Raw genomic sequence first — 14763 nt, 5'->3', positions numbered from 1 at the left:
ACGCCGGAATATTTATCACTAAACGGTTACGAATCGCTACATTGTAGGTGTAGCTATGTGCTCAATGCCCGTTGTGAAGATAGAAAGATGCGAATGGCCAATAAACCAGTACCCGATGAGCCTGGGGTTGATGATCCCGGAGTGGGTCGACGGCTCGGTATTGACGTCGGGACGGCGCGTATTGGTCTCGCCATGTCGGATCGTGACGCCTCGCTGGCTATGCCGGTGGAAACTGTGCAGCGCCAGACGGGGTTCGGGGGCAGAGACCTAGCGGATATTGACCGTCTGATCGAGATCATCGAAGACGGTCAGGTAGTGGAGGTCGTGGTCGGTTTGCCGCGCGATCTCAAGGGACATGGCTCCAAGTCAGTCAAGCATGCCAAAGAAATCGCGTTCCGGATCAACCGGCGGCTGAGTCGCGCGGGGCACAGCATCCCCGTGCGTTTCGCCGATGAGCGCCTCACCACCGTCGTGGCCACCCAGGCGATGCACGCGGCGGGGCGCTCTAGCCGCACGAGCCGAGACGTGATTGATCAGGCAGCTGCAGTGGAAATCTTGCAATCGTGGCTGGACGCGCGGAAGAACCGCCTCTGCCGCGAGGGCGAGGAGTAAAGAATCTGAGAGGCTCAAATAAGTTATGGCTCAACGTCCTCAAGCCCGGCGCGGTAGGCGCATGGAACCGGTGTATGTCAAAAGGCGCCAGCGCGGTGTGGCTATTTTGGTTGCCTCTCTGCTGCTTATCATCGGCTCCGTCATCTACATCGCCGTGATGCGCGCAAATCCACCGAGCCTCGCCGACTACTCCGGCGAGGGCAATGGCGAGATCGAGCTCGTGCAGATCAACGAGGGCGAGTCCGTCTCCGAGCTGGGAGGGGAGTTGGTCGAGCGCGGCATCGTGAAGTCCAATGGTGCCTTCCAGCGGGCTGCCGGCGCGAACCCCGATGCCGCCAGCATTCAGCCCGGCTTCTACCGTCTGCAGGGCGAGATGAGCGCCGAGGCGGCCGTGGCGGCGCTGGTGGATCCCGCCAATAAGGCCGAGGCGCTGCAGGTGCCCGGCGGCCAGACCCTAATGGATGTGCGCGCTGTCAGCGGCGAAATCCGTCCCGGTATTCTCTCCGAGATCTCCCGCATCAGCTGCGAGGACGCGGCAGGGGAGTGCATCCCGCTGCCCGAGTTGGAAAAGGCGGCCGCCAACGCCAATCTCGAAGAGCTCGGCGTGCCCGCATGGGCGCTCGAGCCGGTGCGCGCCCGCGGCGCGGATCCGAAGCGTCTCGAGGGGCTCATCGCCCCCGGCACTTATGTGATCGACCCCAAGGCCGATGCCACTGCCGTGTTGAAGGATCTGGTGGCCCGCTCCACCAAGATCTATAACGACACCGATATCGTCACCCGCGCCCAGGCCGTGGGGCTCAGCCCCTATGAGCTGCTCATCGCCGCATCCCTGGTCGAGCGCGAGGCCCCGGCCGGTGACTTCGACAAGGTGGCCCGAGTCATTCTCAACCGCCTCAATAAGCCGATGCGCCTCGAGTTCGACTCCACCGTGAACTACGGCCTGCCCGAGGTGGAGGTGGCCACCACCGATAAGGACCGCTCCCGCGTCACCCCGTGGAATACCTATGCCAAGGAGGGTCTGCCCGAGACTCCCATCGCGGCCCCCTCGGAGGAGGCGCTGCGCGCCATGGAGAACCCAGCCGAGGGCAACTGGCTGTTCTTCGTGACGGTGGATAAGGACGGCACCACCGTGTTCAACGACAACTTCGATCAGCACCAGGCCGATACCCAGCGCGCTATCCAAAACGGCGTGCTCGACAGCGCCCGGGAAGAACCCGAGCCCCCAGCAGCTCCGGAGCCGCCCGCGCCGGAGGCTCCCTAAGCCATAAGGTGCTAGGGCGCTAGCTCCGCTCTGGGGTGTACGCCCTAGGCACACACGACGCCCGCCTCCCATGTAGTGGGGGCGGGCGTTTGTGCATGTCTGCTTGTCTGCGTGTGCGTGGGCGCGCGCATGTCCGCGAAAAGGCGGGAGCGATGGGGCAGGAGGTGGGCTCAAGCGTCGGCGCGCATCACCCGCGCCGCCCCCACCGCGCCACCGTGTGTGGACAGCGCCCGAGTGAGGCGAGACAATGGCAGACATGCCACGCGCCGCAGTTTTAGGATCCCCGATCGCCCATTCCCTCTCCCCGGTCTTGCACAACGCCGGCTACCAAGCCGCCGGTCTGAGCCTGTGGAGCTATAGCCGCCGCGAGACCGTAGCCGAGGAGATGGCTACGGTCATGGCCGAGGCCGCCGCAGACCCAGAGATCGCCGGTTTTTCGGTGACGATGCCCTGCAAGTTCGAGGCCGCTGCTCACGCTGTGGAACGCAGCCCGCGCGCCCGGGCCATCGGCTCAGCCAATACGCTTGTGCGCTGCGAGAACGGCTGGCGCGCCGATAATACCGATGTGGAGGGTATCTACGGCGGGCTCGGGGTACTCGGCGTGGAGCTGGCCGCTCAGCCCGTGGTGGTTATCGGCGGTGGCGGTACCGCCCGTCCTGCCATCTACGCCGCAGGCCAGCTCGGTGCCGCGGAGATCACCGTGATTAACCGCAGCGATAAAACCGAGGAGCTGCGCTCGCTCTGCGAGGCGCCGCTGCGCTGGTTGTCTTGGGAGGACACGACGGCGATTGCCGAGGCCTGTCGCCGCAGTGCCGTGGTGATCTCCACGGTGCCCGCCGCCGTGGTCCAGGGCAAGGAAGAGCATATCGCCCACGCGCCGATCTTCGATGTCATCTACGATCCCTGGCCCACCCCGCTCGTCGCGGTGGGGAGACAACGCGGCCTGGCGTGCGTGGGCGGGCTGAGCATGCTCGCCTTTCAGGCCTTGAGCCAATTCGAACAATTCACCGGCGTCGCCGCACCCAAGGATTCCATGGTGGCCGCGCTCGCCGAAGCCACCGGGGTATCGGCCACCGAGATCGCCGGCGCCGGGTAAGTTTTTCCCTCCCCTGTGACAGCGCGGGGGAGCGGGCCGGATAGTTCAGCACATATCGAGGGGGAGTATGTGTTCACAATCGTCTACGCCGCGCTCGGCGGCAATCCGCAGCTGCTGCTGCTGAGTGCCATCTGCGTGCTGCTCATTCTTGCGGCCGGCTGGGATCGCATTCACGCTCGCCTGCCCAATGCGCTCACCCTGCCGGCCATTCTCATGGCGCTCGTGCTCTTTCCCGCCGCGTGGTGGGGCGGTCTGCTCTGGGGCGCCAGCTACGCGCTCGCGTGGTGGCGGGGCTGGGGAATCGGCGGCGGAGACGTCAAACTCGCCGTCTCTCTAGGTATTATCGCCGCAGCTCAGGGGGCGCTCGTGCTGCCGTGGGTCATTGCCGGTGCGGCAGTACTCACGCTTATCGACGCCGCCCTCCAGCACCTGCAGCTTGTGCCCGCGGCAGCAGCGCGCGGCCGCGTCCCACACGGGCCGGGGATGGTCACGGCGACGCTCATGGCCGCGCTGCTGTGCGCCGCGGTTTAAGGGCGGCGAAATTAAACGGGGGTAGATGTGCGTGTATCCAGCCGCGGCGTGCAAGAATATGGGGCATGCTTCGATGGACTACAGCTGGGGAATCCCACGGTCAAGCCCTAATCGCCACCATGGAACACCTGCCTGCGGGCGTGCCGATCACCTTGGAGGAGATCTCGGCGCATCTCGCTCGGCGTCGCCTCGGTTATGGCCGCGGCGCCCGCATGAAGTTCGAAGCCGATGAGCTGTCCCTGCTCACTGGGGTGCGCCACGGCAGAACGATGGGTGCGCCGATCGCCATCATGATCGGCAATACCGAGTGGCCCAAGTGGACCACCATCATGTCCGCCTCGCCATTGGATGAAAACGACCCCGAGGTGCAGAAGGCGATGTCCTCCGGCCGCGGTGCCAAGCTCACCCGGCCCCGACCTGGGCATGCCGATTTTTCCGGCATGATCAAGTACGGATTCGACGAGGCCCGCCCCGTGCTGGAGCGTGCCTCCGCCCGCGAAACCGCAGCCCGGGTGGCGCTTGGCGTGCTAGCGCGTAATTTCCTGCGCGAGACCATCGGAGTGGAAGTGTTCTCCCATGTGATCTCGATTGGCGAATCCGAGCCCTATGATGGCCCCACCCCCAGCTTCGAGCAGCTTGAGGATATCGATGCCTCCCCGGTGCGCGCCGCCAATAAGGCCGCTGAGGAGTCCATGATCGCGCATATCGACAAGGCGAAAAAGTCCGGCGACACCCTCGGCGGCGTGGTGGAAGTCGTGGTCAATGGCCTGCCCATCGGTTTGGGCTCCTATACCTCCGGCGAGGATCGCCTCGACGCCCAATTGGCGGGGGCGATCATGGGCATCCAGGCCATCAAGGGCGTGGAGATCGGCGATGGCTTCCTCGAGGCCGTCCGCCCCGGCTCCCAGGCTCACGATGAAATGGTGCGCACCGCAGATGGTGTGGATCGGCTGTCCAACCGGGCTGGTGGCCTCGAGGGTGGTATGACCAATGGCCAGCCGCTGATCGTGCGGGCCGCAATGAAGCCGATCTCCACTGTGCCGCGGGCCCTGCAGACGGTGGATATGGCTTCTGGCGATGCTGCCACCGCCATCCACCAGCGCTCCGATGTGTGCGCCGTCCCCGCCGCCGGAGTGGTGGCCGAAGCGATGGTTGCTCTCGTGCTCGCCCGCGCTGTGCTGGCGAAATTCGGCGGTGATTCGCTTGCCGAGACTAAGCGAAATGTCGATACTTATACCGAAAGCGTTGCTAAGCGATTGGAGTTCTAAAAACACATGGGAACCCCTCGAGTTGTTCTCGTTGGCCTGCCTGGTGCGGGGAAATCCACCATTGGTCGCCGCCTCTCGCGGGCGCTGAACATCCCCCTTGTGGATACTGATCAGATGATCGAGGAGCGCGAAGGCGAGCCCTGTGGCGAGGTATTCTCCCGCCTCGGTGAGCAGAAGTTCCGCGCCCTCGAGGCAGAAGTGGTCGCAGAAGCGCTCGATCAGGACGCCATTGTCTCCCTCGGCGGCGGGGCAGTGGTCACCGACTCCGTGCGCGCCGCACTCGATCATCACTCCGTGGTGTGGATCGATATCTCCGTCGAGGAGGGGCTGCGCCGCACCGCCCAGGATTCCTCGCGACCCATCCTGCAGTCCGAGAATCCGCGCGAGCGCTATCAGCAGCTCTACGACGAGCGCATCGGCTATTACAAGGATGTCGCCACCTTCCGCGTTCGCTCCAATGAGCGCAGCCCACAGCGGGTGGTCGCCGACGTGCTCGCCTATCTCGAGACCGTCTGCGAACCCGAGCCCAGCGTCTAATACCCCGTAGCAAGGACAATCATGCGTTCCATCCCCGTCAACGGCGCCTCCCCCTATGAGGTCGTCATCGATCACGGTATCGCGCCGGCGCTGAGCGAGCTGGTGAGCAGCGCCGCAGACGCCCGCAAGGTGGCGATCATCCATCAGCATTCCGTGGAGCACATCGCGGCGCGGATCGGCGCCGCCCTCAGCTCCGCCGGCATGGAGGTGCATCCCCTGGAGCTGGCCGATGCGGAATCCGGCAAAACCCTCGCCGAGGCGGGGCGCATGTGGGACGAGCTGGGTAGGCTCGAATTTTCCCGCCGCGATGTGGTGGTCTCTGTGGGCGGTGGTGCCTGCACCGACGCCGCTGGTTTCATCGCCGCCTCCTGGATGCGTGGAATCAAGGTGATTCATTGCCCCACCACGCTGCTGGCGATGGTGGACGCCGCTGTCGGCGGCAAAACCGGCATCAATACCGCGGCCGGGAAAAACCTCGTGGGCGCCTTCCACGAGCCCTTCGGCGTCTTCATTGATCTCGACTGCCTCGCGACCCTGCCGCGGGAGGAGATCATCGCCGGGTCCGCAGAGATCATCAAAACTGGGTTCATCCGCGATCCGGAGATTCTCGCCCTCTACGAGTCCGATCCGGCCGCCTGCGTGGACCCCACTGGGCATCTGCCGGAGTTGATTGCTCGCTCCGTGGCGGTCAAAGCCGCGGTCGTCGCGGCCGATCTGAAGGAATCGAACCTGCGCGAAATCCTCAACTATGGCCACACCTTCGGCCACGCTGTGGAACTCAATGAGCAGTTCCGCTGGCGCCACGGCAATGCGGTGGCGGTGGGCATGATGTATGTTGCCGCGCTCTCGCAGATCCGCGGCGAGCTCTCCGCGGCCGAGGTGGAGCGCCACCGCGCGATCATCTCCAGCGTGGGCCTGCCCACCGGCTACAACGGTGCCAGCTTTGAGCAGCTGCTCGCCGGCATGCGCAAGGATAAAAAGAACCGCGGCGGCTCCATTCGCTTCGTTGGCCTCACCGGGGTGGGGGAGACCACCCGGTTAGAGGACACCACCTACGAGCAGCTGCGCCAGGCATATGAGCAGGTGGTGGCATGGACGTCCTAATTCTCAACGGTCCGAACCTCAACCGTCTCGGCAAGCGCCAGCCCGAGGTCTATGGCAGCACGACGCTTGACGACGTCGAGCAGCGGCTCGCCAGCCGCGCCCAGCAGCTGGGCCTCGCGGTGGAGTGCCGCCAATCCAATCACGAGGGCCAGCTCATCGATTGGGTGCATGACGCCGCCGATCAGGGCGCCGCAGTCATCATCAACCCCGGCGGATTGACCCACAGCTCGGTAGCGCTGCGCGATGCTCTCGCCGAGATCGCGGATGGCCAGGGCTTCGTCGAGGTGCATATCTCGAATGTGCACGCCCGCGAGCCTTTCCGCCACCATTCCTATCTCAGCCCTATCGCGCTCGGGGTGATCGCCGGCCTCGGGGTAAAAGGCTATGAACTCGCCCTCGAGTACCTCGCCGAGCGCATCACCTAGAGTTGAGCTAGATCCAGACCACACACGATTTGAGCCGAGAGGGGCCCTGAATAGATGTCTTTGAGCGATACCCGATTCCTCACCCGCCGCCGCGCGCTGTCTGCCGAGCTGAATAGCCAACGCGTCGATGTCATGCTGGTTACCCATCTCACCCACGTGCGCTATCTCTCCGGGTTCTCCGGATCCAATGCGGCACTGCTGGTGAATAAGGATCTCACCGCCAGCATCGCCACCGATGGCCGCTATACCACTCAGATCGCAGAAGAAGTCCCGGATATTGAGGCTGTGCTGGAGCGTCGTTGCGCCACCGGTCTGCTCAAGCGGGTCGAAGGGCATCGCCGCGTGGGCTATGAGGCCGACTATGTCACCGTCTCTGAGCTGGAGGCCCTCGAGAAGGCCTGCCCGGAGGACGTCACCTTGGTTCCGGTCAGCGGCATCATCGAGAAGCTGCGGCTGATTAAGGACGATGTGGAAAAGCAGCGGCTGCGCGACGTCGCGGCACTAGCCTCCCAGGCCTATCTGGACATGCTCGCCGCCGGCGAGGTGGCCGCGGGCCGCACCGAGCGGCAGGTCGCCGCCGATCTGGAGTACCGGATGCGCATGCTCGGCTCCGAGCGGGTGTCCTTCGATACCATCGTGGCCTCCGGCCCGAACTCGGCGAAGCCGCACCACGGCGCCGGCGATAGGGTGCTCGAGCACGGCGATATCGTCACCATCGACTTCGGCGCCCACGACCGCGGCTTTAACTCGGATATGACCCGCACCATCATGATCGGCGAGGCCAGCGACTTCGCCCGCGAGATCTACGAGGTGGTGCTCAAGGCCCAGCTCGCCGGCGTGGAGGCCTCGCGACCTGGCGCGAAGCTGGTCGATATCGACCGCGCCTGCCGCGAGGTCATCGAGGAAGCCGGATATGGCGAGTACTTCGTGCACTCCACCGGCCACGGCGTTGGCCTCGACGTGCACGAGGCCCCCGCTGCCGCCCAGACCAGCACCCACGTGCTGGAGAAGGACATGACGCTGACCATCGAGCCGGGTATTTACGTTCCCGGCAAGGGTGGCGTGCGTATCGAGGACACCCTCATCATCACCGACGGCCAGCCCGAGATTATTACCAAGGTGAGCAAGCAGCTCACCGTGGTGTAGTCTGGTTTGGTCAAGTACACGCTTTCATATTGTTGAGTGCTCGCGCCGCGCGGCGGCGGGGAAACCTTTCCCGCAGCCGACGTCGTTGGGCGCGGGCCCGAAGGAGCTAAACACGTGGCAACTACCGCCGATTTCAAGAATGGTCTTGTGCTGAAGATTGATAACAAGCTGCAGCAGATTATCGAGTTCCAGCACGTCAAGCCGGGCAAGGGGCCCGCATTCGTGCGCACCAAGCTGAAGGACGTTGTCTCCGGCAAGACCGTAGACAAGACCTTCAACGCCGGCGTGAAGGTAGAGACCGCGCTGGTGGATCGCCGCGACATGACCTACCTGTACAACGACGGCACCGCCTACGTGTTCATGGACGATAAGACCTTCGAGCAGGTCGAACTGGAGCCGCACCTGATCGGCGACTCCGCCCGCTTCCTGCTGGAGAACATGCCCGTGCAGGTCTCCTTCCACGAGGGCGAGGCCCTCTTCGCCGATCTGCCGGTGGCCGTGGAGCTGAAGGTGGAGCACACCGATCCGGGCCTGCAGGGCGACCGCTCCACCGGCGGCACCAAGCCCGCCACCCTCGAGACCGGCGCCGAGATCCAGGTGCCGCTGTTCCTCGAGACTGGCAACGTGGTGAAGGTCGATACCCGCACCGGCGAGTACCTGTCCCGCGTGAACAACTAAGCACCACACTGCACATGCACGTCTCGCGGACAAGTGCCGCGCGGCGTGCGCATTCTTTTTACTATCAGGAAGTTCTGAGGAGACTGTGACTGACTTCAAGCGGCGGGGAACTCGGTATAAGGCGCGTCGCCGCGCCGTCGATATCCTCTTCGAGGCAGAGGCCCGCGATATCGATCCCGTGGCCTTGGTGGAGGAGCGCGCGACGCTCTCCCAGGACCAGAATGCCGGGGTGGCTCCCATCAAGCCCTATACCCGCGAGATCGTCCAGGGTGTGGCGGTCGAGCTCGACCGCATCGATGAGGTCATCGAGCGTTTCCTCGCCGCCGAGTGGGAACTCGATCGCCTGCCTGCCGTCGACCGCGCCATCCTGCGTGTCTCTGGCTGGGAGCTGCTCTTCAACCCGGATGTGCCGCGTCGCACCGCCGTGGTGGAGGGGGTAGAGCTCGGCAGCGAATACTCCACCCCCGTGGCCTCGCCCTATATCAATGCCGTGCTCGACGCGGTGGCGAAGAACCTCGAGGACATCAAGGCCGAGGAACTGCAGCCCGTGGAAGACGACGCAGACGAGGACACCCTCGACGAGGCTAATGAGACCCTCGAAGGCCCCGTGCCCGTTACGGTCGACGATGAGGATATTCCCGCCGACAGCGATGCTGCCGCAGTGGCGGAGCCAGAGCAGGAGCCCGAGCAGGATCAGGAGCGCTAAGCACCCGCACTGGTCGCTGAGGTTCCTCCTCTTCCCACATACCGAATACCGCCGAGAACTCCGCTGCGTAGTAGCAGAGTTCCCGGCGGTTGTTGTCTGTGCTGGCCCGTTCTAGGCGCGTGTATCCGGTTCCGTCCACGGCCCGTTGAGAGTCAGGGGCAACCACTCGGGGTTGGGGGCGGGAACGATGGTGGAGGTCTCGAGGGTGGTGCTCAGCCAGTGCAGCGCGTCGGCTATGTCGTAGCAGCAGCGTAGAACATGCCGCTCCAGGCGGGCGGTGGTGAGTGAGTCCACGAGGAAGGTCGATGCGGTGCCCATAGCAGTGAGCGCCTCGGACTGGCCGAACTGGGCTATCCCGAGCTTCGCGTGATGGCCCTCCTGGTGGTAGCCATTGGCGGCGAGGACGGCGTCGTGGCGCTGCTCGGCGGTATAGCACTCCCGTAAGGCTTCGCTCGCGGAAATGAACATCACCGCCGGGGCGCGCAGATGGGCGTGAAAGACCAAGGGATGATCGGGAAAGCAGAACCGTATTCCGCGGTGCCGATCGATGATGCGGGCGTGGGCGGAGATCGCCTCCACGAGATGGAGATAGTGAACGCTCATCGGGGCGGGCTTTCGATAATCGGCATGGTGGGCAGCCGCAGCATGTAGGGGTGGTGATCCACGGTGGTACCACACACATCGGGCAAGAAGTGCTCCATTTCGATGAAGAAGATGTCCACCATCGCAAGGTAGTGATCCACGGCATCGCCCAATTCTTCCGCGCTGCACTGGGAGGCATCGGGAAGATGCACCACACAGCCCACGCCGAGGGAGGCGTCCTCGCCGGTGAGCATATAGCCGATGGGCTGGATGCGGTTGACGTTCCAGAAGTCCACGAAGTTCGTCAAGCGCTCGAGGGTGTCGACGGTGGCCTCCTTGGGCCACATACCGTGCACCACCAGGGCATCGCGGTAGGGATCGTAGGTGATTTCCACCGCCGCGTGGTCGGTGGTGACGAGAAAGGACTCATGGCCGAACCTCACCGGCAGGCGCACACTACGCAACCAGGCATGAACAGCCTCGAAGATGCGTAGTGCTGCGGGATGGGAGCGGCGCGCCACGATAGTGAACTTACTTTTTCCCGAGATCCTGCAGGGCCTTCATGCCGGCAAGAACTAGGTCGATACGGATCTCCAGCGACTCCTGCAGCTGCGCATCGCTCATATAGGCAGAGACAGGAAACTCGGACTCGGTGCGCAGGCCGTGGGTATCGCCGGAGGTGGCGACTACCGCTTTGACCCCGTGCAGGCGGGCATTGAAGTGGTTGCAGGCGGCAAACCACGGGCCCTCGAGGGACTCGAGCGGATATTCGGCGCGCACGATCACGGACTGATTGTCCAGCACGGCGATGAAGGTATCGATGTTATTGAGGCGGGCATGGCCCACATCGGGGAAGTCGATGTCTTCCAGCTCCACATCGACACTGGCCAAGGCGTCCTTGACGCGGGCATAGGTGACTGCGTTGAGTTCAGGCACGGCGTGATCCTTTAAGCGTTGTCGTTCTCGGAGGTGGGGGCGGGCGCATCGGCCTCGGAGGCGGGCTCCGCCTCGGGGCGCTCCCAGGTGACCAGATCGGGGAAGGAATTGGCCAGATAGTCGCAGGCGGTAGCCGTGGCGGTGAAGAAGGAGACCACGAACAGCCCCAGCTGGTTATGGGTGTAGCCGCCGGCTTTATTCAGCGCCGGCAAGGCCCGCTGCAGGTGCACCTCCACACCGTCCTCGCTGCCGGAGGCGGCCCCGACATACATGGTGGGTTTGATCTCCAGCACGTTCCATTCATGGGCGGCTTGGAGCAGATCATTGCCCTGATCGGGGCTCGGCTCGCCGCGCCAGCGGGCGTCGAGCAGCAGGGTGCCCTCGTGCACCACGATGCCGATGGCGGCGTCATAGAAGCCGGTGCGAATAGCGCCCTCGATGGCGTCGAACTCGAGGTCCTGTTCGCGTAGCACGGCGGCCACCCGCTCGATAGTGAGGGGCATAAGTAGCTGCTCGTCGGCAGCGGTGTCGGCTGAATCCACTGATTCACTCCTTAAAGCACAGGTGATGGGGGATAGGTTGAGATGCGGACAAGGGTTAGGAATCGTCGCCGGAGGTGGCGTCGAAAAGCGCCTCGCCACCAAGCTCATGGGCGAAAGCCGCCGCGAGCGTGGCGTGGGTAAAACGGTGGCCCAGCTGCTCAAACTTGGTGGGCACCGCGTTCTGCGAGGTCATGAGCAGCTCCTCGGAGGCGATGGGGCCCATCATCAGCTTGGGGGCCACCGCCGGAATCGGCACCACGAACCTGCGGTGCATCGCGCCCTGGAGGGTCTCGCCAAATTCCTCGGAGCGCACCGGCTGCGGGCCGGTGGCATTGAAGGGGCCGGACATCTGCGGATCAACGGCAGCGCGGTAATACATGGAGGTGAGATCATCGATGCTCACCCAGGGCAGATACCCGCCCTCGGTACCCACCTGCGGGGCCAGACCCGCGCCGAAGGCGGCGCGCAGCCCGGGCAACATGCCGCCGGCGGCGCCCATGACCAGCCCAGTGCGGAGATTCACCACGCGCTTTCCGGCCTCGCGGGCGGGAGCGCAGGCCTCCTCCCATTCGGCGACCACATCGGCCAAAAAGCCCTCGCCGCGCTCGGCGGACTCATCCAAAAGCTCATCGCCACGGTCGGGGCCGTAGAAGCCCACTGCGGAGGCGACGATCATGGCCTGGCAGGTCTCAGACGCGGCCACCAATTCCGCGAGGCGGCGGGTGGGCGCGACGCGGGAGTGGCGGATCTTGTGGCGGTGGGATTCACTCATGCGGCCAGCGATGGACTCGCCAGCAAGGTGGATGAGCACATCCACACCATCGAGGAGGTCCTCATCGGGCAGGGTGGTGTGCCAGCGGCGCTGGCCGGGTTTCAGATCGGAGCCGCGTTTGAGCTCGATCACGGTGTGCCCGGAGGTGCGCAACTGGGCGGCGAGATGGGTGCCCACGAAGCCGCCGGAGCCGGTGAGAGCAATGGTAAGCGGCTCGGTGGGGGCACCGTCGAGGGCCTCGAACTCCGCTATACGGGTGAGATCCTCCAGCAGCTGGTGCTGCCGATAGGCGAAGGTGGCCTCGAGGAAACTACCGGGAAGTCGGGTATGCACGGTATCAGTGATACGGGTGCCGGCCGGGGCGTCGGTGAAGGCGTGTATGTGGCGCCACTGCGAGAGCGCTCGCATGGGGGCGTTGATACACACATCGGTAAATTGGCGTCCCTCGTGGTAGCCGGCAAGATCGTGCTTGGCCACCCATTTCAGGCCTGCTGGTAGGGAAAACTCGGTGGTTCCAGTGGCTAGCGAGCTAGCCTGCTTCACAGGGGTCATGGGTACGAAAGGCGGGGTCAGCCGCACTACCGCACCAGGGCGGGTGTGCCACTGCCAGACATCTGAGCGGGGGAAGGGAAGAATGTGCTCGGTTGAAATACCCACGTGGGTTGGTGACCTCCTCAAAGCGGCGGCAAGTGTATGAGTGTCGATTATACGGAGACAGCCGGACACTGCCATGAGATTCCGCTCTCGCGTGGTGTGGGACGCGGGGCAGGTGAGCGTCGATAAGCGATAGCCCCGCGGGTGGGGTGAGGGGTGGTGGTCATTTCCTAGTGGTGGGCGAAGGCGAGTGCTAAGCTAAGAAAACGATAAAGTTCATAGGATTCAGTGGCTGCATAGAGACTGCAGTCTCGGTGTCTGAGGGCATCCTTTAACGGACCGCACAGAGAGGCGGGGAAGGAGGTCACGATGGCAACGCAATTAATGAGCGCCGACGATGTCGGGCGCACAATTGCGCGCATCGCGCACCAGATTATTGAAAAAACAGCACTTGATGCTGAGAAGGAATCAGCGCACCCCGAGGTGTGTCTGATGGGTATTCCTTCGGGGGGAGTGCCGCTGGCCCAGCGCTTGGCGGCCAAGATTGAAGAATTCTCGGGTGTGGCTGTGAGCGTCGGCACCCTCGATATCACCTTGTACCGCGATGATTTGCGCCACCGTGCGCACCGCGCGCTCAAGCCCACCACCATTCCTGATACCGGCATCGATGACATCACGGTGGTGCTGGTCGATGATGTGCTCTATTCCGGTCGTACCATTCGCGCCGCCCTGGATGCGCTGCGCGATATCGGTCGCCCGCACTGCGTGCAGCTCGCGGTGCTGGTGGATCGCGGCCATCGTGAGCTGCCTATCCGCGCGGACTACGTGGGCAAAAACCTGCCCACGGCCGTCAGCGAGGGCGTGAGCGTATTGCTCGCAGAGATCGACGGCGAGGATGCCGTGGAAATCTCCCGTACGAATCATTCCGGCGAATCCGCCACCACCCGCGAGTAGCGCGCGCCAGCCGCGGCAGCTGCGAACGCCGCCACGGCCTGCACGTGCTGTCGAGAACCTAGTGAGCTAGAGGCTAATGAAACACCTGCTTTCCATCGAGGACCTCAGCAAAGACGAGATCCTGACCATCATGGATGAGGCGGATAAGTTCCTAGAACTGCTGTCTCACCGCGAGATCAAGAAGCTGCCGACACTCCGCGGCCGCACCATTTTCACCCTCTTCTACGAAAACTCCACCCGCACCCGCTCCTCCTTCGAGACCGCCGGCAAGTGGATGAGTGCGGACGTGATCAATATTTCCGCCTCCTCGTCCTCGGTGAAGAAGGGCGAATCACTCAAGGACACCGGCTTGACCTTGAGCGCGGTGGGGGCGGATGCCATCATCATCCGGCACCCCGCCTCGGGCGCTGCCGAGCAGCTGGCCCGCTGGGTGGCCCCGCAGGGGGAGGGGCCGAGCGTGATCAACGCCGGCGATGGCGCCCACCAGCATCCCACCCAAGCCCTGCTGGATGCGGTGACCATGCGCCAGCGCTTGGGCCGCATCGAAGGCAAGAAGATTGCGATCGTAGGCGACTGCCTGCACTCGCGGGTGGTGCGCTCCAATGTGGATCTGCTCACCACCTTGGGCGCCGAGGTCACCCTCGTCGCCCCGCCCACGCTGCTGCCCTTCGGCGTGGAGAACTGGCCGGTGACCGTCTCCTATGAGATGGACCCGGTGCTCGCCGACCAAGATGTGGTGATGATGCTGCGCGTGCAGCAAGAGCGCATGAACGGCGGATTCTTCCCCTCGCATCGCGAATACGCCACCCTGTACGGAATGAGCAAGGCCCGCCTAGCGCAGCTGAAGGACGAGGCCATCGTGATGCACCCCGGGCCGATGCTGCGCGGCATGGAAATTAACGACTATGTTGCCGACGCCCCGCAAACCGCCGTGCTGCAACAGGTATCCAATGGTGTGCACGTGCGCATGGCCGTGCTCTTTACCCTGCTCTGTGGCCAGGGCAGCCCGCGCGAGTAAG

At 64.2% G+C, this 14763-nt stretch carries 18 protein-coding genes; 13 read left to right on the top strand and 5 right to left on the bottom strand.

All coding sequences use genetic code 11. The annotated features are described in order from the left end of the window. The first annotated feature begins 93 nt into the window (after window positions 1–93). The 11 genes from ruvX (at window position 94) to nusB (ending at window position 9364) form a co-directional block, all read left to right on the top strand. A complete protein-coding gene (gene ruvX / locus KR227_RS01025; protein ID WP_218363342.1) occupies window positions 94–612 on the top strand; it encodes a Holliday junction resolvase RuvX in 519 nt (172 codons plus the stop codon). A gap of 61 nt (window positions 613–673) precedes the next feature. Continuing rightward, window positions 674–1873: an endolytic transglycosylase MltG gene (mltG, locus tag KR227_RS01020; protein ID WP_255549045.1), complete on the top strand. Its 1200-nt coding sequence runs from the start codon at window positions 674–676 to the stop codon at window positions 1871–1873. A 247-nt stretch (window positions 1874–2120) separates the two neighbouring features. Next, window positions 2121–2969: a shikimate dehydrogenase gene (locus tag KR227_RS01015; protein WP_218363340.1), complete on the top strand. Its 849-nt coding sequence runs from the start codon at window positions 2121–2123 to the stop codon at window positions 2967–2969. Window positions 2970–3038: 69 nt separating this feature from the next. Next, window positions 3039–3500 carry a prepilin peptidase gene (locus tag KR227_RS01010; RefSeq protein WP_218363339.1) on the top strand — a complete coding sequence of 154 codons (462 nt, stop codon included), beginning with the start codon at window positions 3039–3041 and terminating at the stop codon, window positions 3498–3500. A 65-nt stretch (window positions 3501–3565) separates the two neighbouring features. Then, window positions 3566–4768, top strand: coding sequence for a chorismate synthase (gene aroC / locus KR227_RS01005; protein ID WP_151528673.1), 1203 nt, complete (start codon window positions 3566–3568; stop codon window positions 4766–4768). A gap of 6 nt (window positions 4769–4774) precedes the next feature. Beyond that, complete coding sequence (locus KR227_RS01000) at window positions 4775–5305, top strand: shikimate kinase (RefSeq protein WP_218363338.1); 531 nt, start codon at window positions 4775–4777, stop codon at window positions 5303–5305. 21 nt (window positions 5306–5326) lie between these two features. Then, the gene (gene aroB, locus KR227_RS00995; RefSeq protein ID WP_218363337.1) at window positions 5327–6409 is read left to right on the top strand and encodes a 3-dehydroquinate synthase; all 1083 of its coding nucleotides are present in this window, start codon (window positions 5327–5329) and stop codon (window positions 6407–6409) included. Further along, window positions 6397–6834, top strand: coding sequence for a type II 3-dehydroquinate dehydratase (aroQ, locus tag KR227_RS00990; RefSeq protein ID WP_218363336.1), 438 nt, complete (start codon window positions 6397–6399; stop codon window positions 6832–6834). Before aroB ends, aroQ begins: the two co-directional genes overlap by 13 nt. 54 nt (window positions 6835–6888) lie before the next feature. Beyond that, the gene (locus KR227_RS00985) at window positions 6889–7980 is read left to right on the top strand and encodes an aminopeptidase P family protein (RefSeq protein ID WP_218363335.1); all 1092 of its coding nucleotides are present in this window, start codon (window positions 6889–6891) and stop codon (window positions 7978–7980) included. 114 nt (window positions 7981–8094) lie between these two features. Continuing rightward, on the top strand, window positions 8095–8658 hold the full coding sequence (efp, locus tag KR227_RS00980; protein WP_151528678.1) for an elongation factor P: 564 nt from the start codon (window positions 8095–8097) through the stop codon (window positions 8656–8658). A gap of 85 nt (window positions 8659–8743) precedes the next feature. Next, a complete protein-coding gene (nusB, locus tag KR227_RS00975; RefSeq protein WP_218363334.1) occupies window positions 8744–9364 on the top strand; it encodes a transcription antitermination factor NusB in 621 nt (206 codons plus the stop codon). A gap of 111 nt (window positions 9365–9475) precedes the next feature. On the opposite strand, the gene KR227_RS00970 is transcribed toward nusB, so the two are convergent. Genes KR227_RS00970 through KR227_RS00950 form a run of 5 tightly spaced genes read right to left on the bottom strand, consistent with a single transcriptional unit; the run spans window position 9476 to window position 12853 of the window. Next, window positions 9476–9967 (bottom strand): hypothetical protein, encoded by a 492-nt coding sequence (locus KR227_RS00970; protein ID WP_218363333.1) that lies wholly within the window; start codon window positions 9965–9967, stop codon window positions 9476–9478. After that, entirely contained in the window at window positions 9964–10467 is a 504-nt protein-coding gene (locus KR227_RS00965; RefSeq protein WP_151548658.1) for a hypothetical protein, read from the bottom strand. The genes KR227_RS00970 and KR227_RS00965 overlap by 4 nt, the downstream gene beginning before the upstream one ends. A 10-nt stretch (window positions 10468–10477) precedes the next feature. Then, window positions 10478–10882 carry a YbjN domain-containing protein gene (locus tag KR227_RS00960; protein ID WP_151528682.1) on the bottom strand — a complete coding sequence of 135 codons (405 nt, stop codon included), beginning with the start codon at window positions 10880–10882 and terminating at the stop codon, window positions 10478–10480. A gap of 11 nt (window positions 10883–10893) precedes the next feature. Beyond that, window positions 10894–11424: a YbjN domain-containing protein gene (locus KR227_RS00955; protein ID WP_218363332.1), complete on the bottom strand. Its 531-nt coding sequence runs from the start codon at window positions 11422–11424 to the stop codon at window positions 10894–10896. A 55-nt stretch (window positions 11425–11479) separates the two neighbouring features. After that, window positions 11480–12853, bottom strand: coding sequence for a TIGR01777 family oxidoreductase (locus tag KR227_RS00950; RefSeq protein ID WP_218363331.1), 1374 nt, complete (start codon window positions 12851–12853; stop codon window positions 11480–11482). 306 nt (window positions 12854–13159) lie between these two features. Between KR227_RS00950 and pyrR the strand changes: the two genes are divergently transcribed. Together pyrR and KR227_RS00940 are read left to right on the top strand one after the other, a co-directional pair. Continuing rightward, a complete protein-coding gene (pyrR, locus tag KR227_RS00945) occupies window positions 13160–13744 on the top strand; it encodes a bifunctional pyr operon transcriptional regulator/uracil phosphoribosyltransferase PyrR (protein WP_218363330.1) in 585 nt (194 codons plus the stop codon). 76 nt (window positions 13745–13820) lie between these two features. Further along, the gene (locus KR227_RS00940) at window positions 13821–14762 is read left to right on the top strand and encodes an aspartate carbamoyltransferase catalytic subunit (protein WP_151528686.1); all 942 of its coding nucleotides are present in this window, start codon (window positions 13821–13823) and stop codon (window positions 14760–14762) included. Window position 14763: the final 1 nt, after the last annotated feature.

It is taken from the genome of Corynebacterium sp. TAE3-ERU30, from assembly GCF_019209925.1.
GTDB classification, from domain to species: Bacteria; Actinomycetota; Actinomycetes; order Mycobacteriales; family Mycobacteriaceae; genus Corynebacterium; species Corynebacterium megadyptis.
This window is presented reverse-complemented; position numbering and strand designations above follow the sequence as displayed.